Origin of the sequence: Streptomyces sp. NPDC003300, assembly GCF_040610915.1 — a bacterium.
GTDB lineage: Bacteria > Actinomycetota > Actinomycetes > Streptomycetales > Streptomycetaceae > Actinacidiphila.
The window spans coordinates 1-8256 of record NZ_JBEXNE010000056.1; the positions used below are offsets into that span (position 1 = coordinate 1).

9 protein-coding genes and 2 pseudogenes are annotated in these 8256 nt (G+C 72.7%); 3 read left to right on the forward strand and 8 right to left on the reverse strand.

Features of this window, described 5'->3' with window-relative positions; all coding sequences use genetic code 11:
• Nucleotides 1-99: 99 nt before the first annotated feature.
• The 4 genes and pseudogenes from ABZX65_RS36200 to rimP all read right to left on the reverse strand — a co-directional run.
• Nucleotides 100-369, reverse strand: a pseudogene (locus tag ABZX65_RS36200) (translation initiation factor IF-2 N-terminal domain-containing protein); the annotation flags it as partial.
• A 157-nt stretch (nt 370-526) separates the two neighbouring features.
• Nucleotides 527-805, reverse strand: a complete 279-nt coding sequence (locus tag ABZX65_RS36205) for a YlxR family protein (protein ID WP_355350310.1) — start codon at nt 803-805, stop codon at nt 527-529.
• Between the two features lie 138 nt (nt 806-943).
• Nucleotides 944-1930: a transcription termination factor NusA gene (gene nusA, locus ABZX65_RS36210; RefSeq protein ID WP_188279440.1), complete on the reverse strand. Its 987-nt coding sequence runs from the start codon at nt 1928-1930 to the stop codon at nt 944-946.
• Nucleotides 1931-1932: 2 nt separating this feature from the next.
• Complete coding sequence (gene rimP / locus ABZX65_RS36215; protein WP_355350314.1) at nt 1933-2499, reverse strand: ribosome maturation factor RimP; 567 nt, start codon at nt 2497-2499, stop codon at nt 1933-1935.
• 147 nt (nt 2500-2646) lie between these two features.
• Here rimP and ABZX65_RS36220 point away from each other — a divergent pair, with 147 nt between their 5' ends.
• From ABZX65_RS36220 to ABZX65_RS36230, 3 genes are read left to right on the forward strand one after another with little or no spacing between them, the layout of a single operon-like run.
• On the forward strand, nt 2647-3168 hold the full coding sequence (locus ABZX65_RS36220) for a hypothetical protein (RefSeq protein ID WP_355350317.1): 522 nt from the start codon (nt 2647-2649) through the stop codon (nt 3166-3168).
• Nucleotides 3165-3584 (forward strand): ferritin-like domain-containing protein, encoded by a 420-nt coding sequence (locus tag ABZX65_RS36225; protein WP_355350320.1) that lies wholly within the window; start codon nt 3165-3167, stop codon nt 3582-3584. The genes ABZX65_RS36220 and ABZX65_RS36225 overlap by 4 nt, the downstream gene beginning before the upstream one ends.
• 43 nt (nt 3585-3627) lie before the next feature.
• Nucleotides 3628-4572, forward strand: a complete 945-nt coding sequence (locus ABZX65_RS36230) for an aminoglycoside phosphotransferase family protein (RefSeq protein WP_355350323.1) — start codon at nt 3628-3630, stop codon at nt 4570-4572.
• Nucleotides 4573-4737: 165 nt separating this feature from the next.
• Here the strand turns inward: ABZX65_RS36230 and ABZX65_RS36235 are convergent, their stop codons facing one another.
• From ABZX65_RS36235 to ABZX65_RS36250, 4 genes and pseudogenes are all read right to left on the reverse strand, one after another.
• A complete protein-coding gene (locus ABZX65_RS36235; protein WP_355350326.1) occupies nt 4738-6435 on the reverse strand; it encodes a proline--tRNA ligase in 1698 nt (565 codons plus the stop codon).
• Nucleotides 6436-6534: 99 nt separating this feature from the next.
• A complete protein-coding gene (locus ABZX65_RS36240) occupies nt 6535-7068 on the reverse strand; it encodes a GNAT family N-acetyltransferase (protein ID WP_355350329.1) in 534 nt (177 codons plus the stop codon).
• A 43-nt stretch (nt 7069-7111) separates the two neighbouring features.
• On the reverse strand, nt 7112-7957 hold the full coding sequence (locus ABZX65_RS36245) for a GNAT family N-acetyltransferase (RefSeq protein ID WP_355350332.1): 846 nt from the start codon (nt 7955-7957) through the stop codon (nt 7112-7114).
• Between the two features lie 172 nt (nt 7958-8129).
• A pseudogene (locus ABZX65_RS36250) lies at nt 8130-8256 on the reverse strand (4-hydroxy-3-methylbut-2-en-1-yl diphosphate synthase); the annotation flags it as partial.

Genomic DNA, 8256 nt, shown 5'->3' on the forward strand with positions numbered 1-8256 from the left:
GCCTGGTCATGGACTTGCCGGACAGCGCGGTCGCCGCGTGCACGACGACGTCGAAGCGGAGCCCGTCGACCGCGTGGGGCCGCCGGCGGCCGGCTTCGGCGCCGGGGCAGCGGGACGGGCCGGCGCACCCGGGGTGGGCGCGGCCGGCTTGGCGGCGGGCGCGCTCTTGCGCGGCGCCGCGGGCTTCGCAGCGGACTTGGTGTTGCCACCGGGCCCCTGGAAAGCGTCAGTCAACTTGCGGACTACCGGCGCCTCGATCGTCGAGGACGCCGAACGGACGAATTCGCCGAGTTCTTGGAGCTTGGCCATGACGACCTTGCTCTCGACTCCCATCTCCTTGGCGAGTTCGTATACCCGGACCTTAGCCACTTCGCTCCTTTTAGGTCCGGGGTGATCGTCCGCCGGACCGTCGCTACTTCATGGGCGTACTCATCGCGTACTCATCGAGTGCTCATCGCAATCTCGACCTACTTCCATCTCGCGAGGTACCTGACCGCACGGTGACCCGTGCCGTTCTTCCTACTTCTTACGGGGCTGCCTGCTCGACGAACCGGCGCAACTCCGCGGTGTCGGGCGTCACCGGGCCTTTGAAGGCCCGGTTGAACGCCCGGCGGCGGACCGCCAGGTCCAGACAGGCAAGGGCGGGGTGCAGATACGCACCCCGACCGGGCAGCGTACCGCGATGATCGGGAACACAGGTGTCACCGTCCACCGCCACACGCAGCAGCTCGCTCTTGGCCGCACGCTCCCGGCAGCCGATGCAACTTCGCTCCGGGCATGCTGGGGTTCGCGTCCGACCAGACACTCTTTAGTCTACCTCCCCGCACCGACCTCACTCCTTCGAGTGTGCCGACGCACGGTTGTTCGTTTCCTGCCCGCCGCCGGCGGAGGGCATGCATCGCCCGCCGCCGACCGCTTTCGGCCCGTGTTCCGGGCCCGGCCCTCAGCTCTGCGGCTGCTCGGTGTCCGGGCGGATGTCGATCCGCCAGCCGGTCAGCCGGGCGGCCAGGCGGGCGTTCTGCCCCTCCTTGCCGATGGCGAGCGAGAGCTGGTAGTCGGGCACGGTCACCCGCGCCGACCTGGCACCGGCGTCGACCACCTCGACCTTGGAGACGCGGGCCGGGGACAGCGCGTTCGCCACCATCTCGGCCGGGTCGTCCGACCAGTCGACGATGTCGATCTTCTCGCTGTTCAGCTCGGCCATCACAGCCCGTACCCGCGCGCCCATCGGGCCGATGCAGGCGCCCTTGGCGTTCAGCCCCGAGCGGGTCGAGCGGACCGCGATCTTCGTACGGTGTCCGGCCTCGCGGGCGATGGCCTCGATCAGCACCGAGCCGTCCGCGATCTCCGGGACCTCCATCGCGAAGAGCTTCTTCACCAGGTTGGGGTGGGTCCGCGACAGGGTCACCGACGGGCCGCGTACGCCCTTGGCGACCCGGACCACGTACGCCCGCAGCCGGGTGCCGTGCCGGTAGTCCTCGCCGGGCACCTGCTCCTGGACCGGCAGGATCGCCTCCAGCTTGCCGATGTCGACCAGCACGTTCTTCGGGTCCTTGCCCTGCTGGACCAGGCCGGAGACGATGTCGCCCTCGCGGCCCGCGTACTCCCCGAAGGTGATGTCGTCCTCGGCGTCGCGCAGCCGCTGGAGGATCACCTGTTTGGCGGTCGACGCGGCGATCCGGCCGAAGCCGGTCGGGGTGTCGTCGAACTCGCGCGGCTCGGCGTCCTCGGCGACCTCCTCCGGGTCCTCCTTCGCCCATACGGTCACGTGTCCGCTGGTGCGGTCCAGCTCCACGCGGGCCTTGCGGTGGCTGCCGGGCTCGCGGTGGTACGCGATGAGGAGCGCCGACTCGATCGCCTCGACCAGCAGGTCGAACGAGATCTGCCTCTCCTGCACCAGACCCCGCAGGGCCTTCATGTCGATGTCCACGGCTACGCCTCCTCGTCGTTCTCGTCGTTCTCGTCGTCTTCGTGTACGTCGTGTACGTCTTCGTCTTCGTCGTGCACGTCGTCACCGGCCGCGTTCTTGCGGTTGAACTCGACCTCCACGCGGGCCTTCTCGATCTCGGCGAAGTCCGCGCGGGCGGGCTTGGGCTTGCGGCCCTTGACGCCGGGGACCTCCAGGTCGAGACCCGCGTCGTCCACCGTCATGATCCGCGCGATCAGCTCGCCGCGCTCCTTGAGCTGGAGCTTCACCAGCCGGCCGCTGTTGCGCCGGAAGTGCCGGGGCTCGGTCAGCGGCCGGTCGGTGCCCGGCGAGGTGACCTCCAGGACGTACTCCGCGTCGCCCATCGCGTCCGAGGCGTCCAGCGCCTGCGAGATCTCCCGGCTCAGCGCCGCGACCGCGTCGAGCTGCACGCCCTCGTCCGAGTCCACGACGACCAGCAACTGCCGCCGCTTGCCCGCGGCCGTCACCGTGACCTCTTCCAGATCCAGTCCCGTCCTCACGACGAGCGGCTCAAGCAGCCCGCGCAGCCTCTCGCTCTGGGTGGTGCTCATCCGGGTGACTCCTCGGCCGCGTGTGCTGTTGTGGTGGAAGGTCGCGTGTAAAGGAGAGATTACCCGAGTTTCCACACGTCGCCGCGCCATCGCGGGCCGCCGGGAGGCGGCGCCGAGCGCCCTCCCGCGCACCCTTACACTCGCCCAATGATCCCGGACGTGCCTCGGCTCAGCAGGCGGAGTGTGGTGGCGGTGGCGGCCGTTGTCGTCAGTGCCGGGTGTTCCGGAGGTGGTGGAACAGCGGGCTCGGACGGGGCCGGACACAAGGCCACGCTGCCCGAACCGGGCGAGCTGGCGCTGCGCCAGGCGGTCCGCGACAGCGCGGCGTTGCTGGCGCGGTACGACGCGGTGGCCGCCGCGTATCCGGCGCTCGCAGGTCGGCTGGCGCCGCTGCGGGCCGAAGTGGCCCTGCACATGGGCGCGTTCGGCGGCCGGGCGGCGCCCGTACCGACCGGCTCGCCGTCCCCCGGCGCGACGTCCGCCGCGACCCCCGCCTCCTCGCCGTCCGCGGCCCTGAAGTCCCTGGCGGACGAGGAGCGGCGGCTCGCCGACAGCCGGGCGACGGCGCTGCTCAATGTGCCGGGCGAGACGGCCCGGCTGTTCGCGTCGGTGGCGGCGGCGGGCGCCGGGCACGTGGCGCTGCTCGGGACGAAGGGGGCGGTGCGATGAGCGCGGTGCTGGACGCGGCGCAGGCGGCGCTGGCCGCCGAGCACGCGGCGGTGTACGGCTACGGCGTCGTGGGCGGCCTGGTCGGCGGGAGCCGCCGGCCCGAGGCGCGGCAGGCGTACGACGCGCACCGCGCGCGGCGGGACGTGCTGGGCCGTACCGTGCGCGATCTGGGCGGAGTGCCGGTGACGGCGGCGGCGGGTTACCAGCTGCCGTTCCCGGTGGCGGACGCGGCGGCGGCGCTGCGGCTGGCGGCGTATCTGGAGGAGCGGGTGGCGGGCGCCTACGGCGACGTGGTGCGGTCCGCGATCGGGGACATCAGGCGGGACGCGGCGGGCGCGATGCGCGAGGCGGCGGTGCGTGCCGTGCGGTGGCGCGGCGGCAGCGTAGCCTTCCCGGGGTTGGCGGAACGGAGCTGATCACCGTTCCCCGCCGCACACGACACGGAGGGAACGCACAGGGATGGCTTCAGCAGCGCACCACGGGGGGCCGGAAGGCGTACGGCTGGAGCCGCCGGAGCGGCTGGTCCGCACCGTCGGGGCCTGGGAGGGCGAGGCGGGCCGGGTGTGGCTGGCCGAACTCCCCGACCGGGTGGCGCGGTTCCTGGAGCGGTGGGGGCTGACCGTCGAGCGGGTCTTCGCGGCCGGGGGCCAGATCAGCATGATCGTGCTGGTCCGCACCGCGGACGGGGTGCCGGCGGTGCTGAAGGTCGGCATGGTCACGCGGGAGACCGAGCACGAGCACGCGGCGCTCGCGCACTGGGACGGGCGGGGCGCCGTACGCCTCCTCGACGCCGATCCCGGCGAGGGGGCGATGCTGCTGGAGCGGCTTCAGGCGGATGTGTCGCTGCGGTCGCTCGCCGAGCCCAAGGCGATGCTGGAGGCCGCCGGGGTTCTTCAGCGGCTCTGGGTGCCGCCGGCCGAGGGGCATCCCTTCACGTCGGTCGCCGACTACACCGGTGCGTTGGTGGCGCTGCTGCGCGAGCGGCGGGAGCGGCCTTGGGCGGCCGAGGCGGTCGGGCTCGTCGACGAGGCGCTGTCGGTGCACGCGGAGCTGGTCGCCTCGGGCGCCGAGGAGGTGCTGCTGCACGGGGATTATCACCACGGCAATGTGCTGGCCGGGGAGCGGATGGCGTGGCTGGCCATCGACCCGAAGCCGCTGGTCGGTGAGCGGGCCTACGATCTCGCGTGGCTGGTCCGTGACCGGCTTCCGACCCTGGCCGCCCAGCCCGGTTCCCGGGCCGCGGCCCGGCGGCGGCTCGCCAAGCTCGCCGCCTCTCTTGAGGTCGAGCCCGAGCGCCTTCGCGGCTGGGCCCTCTTCCGTGCCGTCGAGGCCGGCGTCTGGTACCTCTCCGTCGGCGACCGCGAAGCCGCCGAGCTCCTCCTCGAATTCGCCTCCTGGCTCTAGCCCCCCGCCCCTCCCTGCAAGTCCTCAATCGCCGGACGGGCTGAGTCGGGGGGTGGGTCTGATCCCGCAAGGAGCCGCCTTTCCAGGGACGCGGGGACCCGCGCGACCGCCGTCCGCACGACGGGGTCGTGCCCCAACCGCGCGATCAGCCACGGCGGCGAGCCGTCAGTGGGGGGTGGTGAGGAGGGCGAGGGCTTCGGGGAGGGGGAGCTCTCGGCGGGTGCCGGTGCGGCGGTCCTTGAGCTCGAGGACGGCGTCGCGGGCGCGGCGGCCGGCGATGAGGAGGGTGGGGACGCCGATGAGCTCGGCGTCGGTGAATTTGACGCCGGGCGAGAGGGAGGGCCGGTCGTCGAGGAGGACCCGCAGTCCCGCGGCGTGCAGCGCGGCGGCGGCCTCCTCCGCGAGAGCGGTCTGTTCGGCCTTGCCCGCGGCGATGACGTGGACGTCGGCGGGGGCGACCTCGGCGGGCCAGCACAGCCCCGCGTCGTCGGCGGTCTGTTCGGCGAGGGCGGCGACGGCGCGCGAGACGCCGATGCCGTAGCAGCCCATGGTGACGCGCACGGGCTTGCCGTCGCGCCCGAGGACGTCGAGCTGGAAGACGTCGGAGTATTTGCGGCCGAGCTGGAAGATGTGGCCGATCTCGATGGCCCGGTCGAGGCGGAGCCCGGCGCCGCACCGGGGGCAGGGGTCACCGGCGCGGACGGTGACCACGTCGAGGTAGCGGTCGACGGTGAAGTCCCGGCCGCAGACGACGTTGGCGGCGTGCCTGCCGGGCTTGTTGGCGCCGGTGACCCACGCGGTGCCGGGGGCGATCCGGGGATCGGCGAGGTAGCGGACGCCCAGGCCCTGGGGGCCGACGTAGCCGCGTACCAGATCGGGCCGGGCGGCGAAGTCCTCGGCGGTGACGAGTGCGACGGCTGCGGGCGCGAGGTGTTCCGCGAGCTTGCCGAGGTCCACCTCGCGGTCGCCGGGGACGCCGACCGCGGTGATCTCGCCGTCCACCGTGACCAGCAGGTTCTTGAGTGTGGCGGAGGCGGGCACGCCGAGGCGGGCGGCGAGCGATTCGATGGTGGGGGTGTCGGGGGTGTCCAGCTCCTCGACGGGGCCGTGCTCAGCGGCAGCCGCGTCACCGGGCGCGGCCGTGAAGGTGACCGCCTCCGTATTGGCGGCGTAGTCGCAGGCGGGGCAGTCCGCGAAGGTGTCCTCGCCCGCGGCGGCGGGCGCCAGGAACTCCTCGGAGGCCGAGCCGCCCATGGCGCCGGAGACGGCGGAGACGACGCGGAAGTCGAAGCCGAGGCGTTCGAAGATCCGGATGTACGCCTGCCGGTGCAGCCGGTACGACGCGGCGAGCCCTTCGTCGTCGGTGTCGAAGGAGTACGCGTCCTTCATCTGGAACTCGCGGCCCCGCAGCACGCCCGAGCGGGGCCTGGCCTCGTCGCGGTACTTGGTCTGGATCTGGAAGAGGGTCAGGGGCAGGTCCTTGTAGGACGTGCACTGGTCCTTCACGATCTGCGTGAAGACCTCCTCGTGGGTGGGGCCGAGCACATAATCGGCGCCCTTGCGGTCGGTGAGCCGGAAGAGCAGGTCGCCGTACTCGTCGGCGCGCCCGGTGGCCGCGTACTGCTCTCGGGGCAGGAGCGCGGGCAGCAGCACCTCCTGGCCGCCGATCGCCTCCATCTCCTCGCGTACGACGCGGGCGACGTTGTCCAGGACGCGTTTGCCGAGCGGCAGCCAGGTCCACATCCCGGCGGACGAGCGGCGCACGTATCCGGCGCGGACCAGCAGCTTGTGGCTGGCGGTCTCCGCGTCGGCCGGGGCGTCGCGCAGCGTCTTGAGCATCAGCCGGGACATGCGCAGGACCATGGCGTTCTCCGTGAAGGTCGGGGGTGCGGCGAGGGTAACCGGGCCGCCGGGCGCCCGCACAACCCTTTTCCCCCACGCGCGCCCGCCCCGCGCCGCGCTCTACCGCAGCAGCGGCAGCGGCGCGCCCATCACGGCGTAGGGGCGGGCGGCGCTCGGGAAGTGCACCGGGCGGGCCAGGTCCTGGTACCCGAGGGCGTGGTAGAGGCGGCGGGCGGGGCTGTCGCCGTCGATCGCGGAGAGGATGCTGCGCGGCTCGGTGGCGGTGTCGGTGATCTCGGTGATCAGGCGGCGGCCGACCCGGTGGCCCTGGAAGTCGGGCAGCACGTGCAGTTCGGTGATGACGAAGGAGTCGTCGAGCCAGCCGTCGGTGCCGCGCTGCCGCAGGTACGGCTGGACGACGCTCGACCACCAGTGGCCGCGGTCGTTGGGCAGCCCGTAGACGAAGCCGACCAGCCGTCCGTCGTCGGTCTGCGCGCCGAGGGCCCGCGCACCGGGGTAGTTGAGGTGCCGGAGCACGATCTGCCGCCGGATGGCGACCTCGCCGGGGCCGAGCCCGAAGGCGAGCGCCTGTACGGCGAGGGCTTCGTCGACCCGCGCGCCGAGGTCGACAGGTCCGACCACCACGTTCTCCATGGGCCGGGACACTACCCCCAGCGCCCGCGGCCTTCGAGCGCGGTCAGAACAACACACTCATGAACGCGCCGACTTCGGAGAATCCGACCCGCTGGTAGGCGGCCCGCGCGGGGGCGTTGAAGTCGTTGACGTAGAGGCTGGCGACCGGGGCGACATCGCGCAGGGCGTAGTGCAGGACGGCGGCCATGCCGGTCTCCGACAGGCCCTTGCCGCGGTGTTCGGGGGCGACCCAGACGCCCTGGATCTGGCAGGTGTGCCGGGTGACGGCGCCGATCTCGGCCTTGAAGACGACTCGGCCGTCCTCGATGCGGGCGAAGGCCCGTCCGGTGGAGACCAGTTCGGCGACGCGGGCCTGGTAGAGCAGGCCGCCGTCGCCCGCGAGCGGGGAGACGCCGACCTCCTCGGTGAACATGGCCACGCACGCGGGCATGATCACGTCCATCTCGTCGCGCCGGACGCGGCGGACCAGCGGGTCGGGCGTGATGTCGGCGGGCAGCGCGCGGGTGGTCATCAGAGGCTGGTGGGAGCGGATCTCGCGGGCCGGGCCCCAGTGGGGTTCGAGGAGCGCCCACAGGTCGGCGGTGGGTTCCGCGGGGCCGACGATCGAGGAGCAGCGGCGGCCGGCCCGGCGGGCGCGCTCGGCGAAGGCGCGGATGGCCTCGGGGGTGGCGCACAGCGGTACGAGGTTGGCGCCCGCGTAACAGAGCGAGGTGAGTCTGCCGCCGCTGTACCAGCCCCACATCTCGCCGCCGAGCCGCCAGGGGTCGAGCCCGGCGACATTGACCCGGGAGGTGACGAAGGCGTTGGCCACCGGGTCGCGGTTGAGTACGGCGAGGGCGGCGTCGAGGTCGCCCGGTTCGAGGACCTTGGCAGTCGATGTGGTCAACACGTGGGTGCCTCACCGTACGGGCCGCAGCAGGCTTGGCTTGAGCAGCAGGCTTGGGATGATCTGCGCACTTTACCGCGCGGGGCCGTGCCGCGCCCCGCGTCCGGCCACCGGTGGGCGGCGGGCGCGGGGTTCGGGCGTGGCCCGGCGGCCGGTCGCGCGGGCTGCTCGGCAGTCAGGAGACGCTCACCTGCGGTTCGCCTGACATGGTGCCGTCGGCCTCCATCTGCTCGGCGAGTTTCATCGCCTCTTCGATCAGCGTCTCGACGATCTTCGACTCCGGCACGGTCTTGATGACCTCA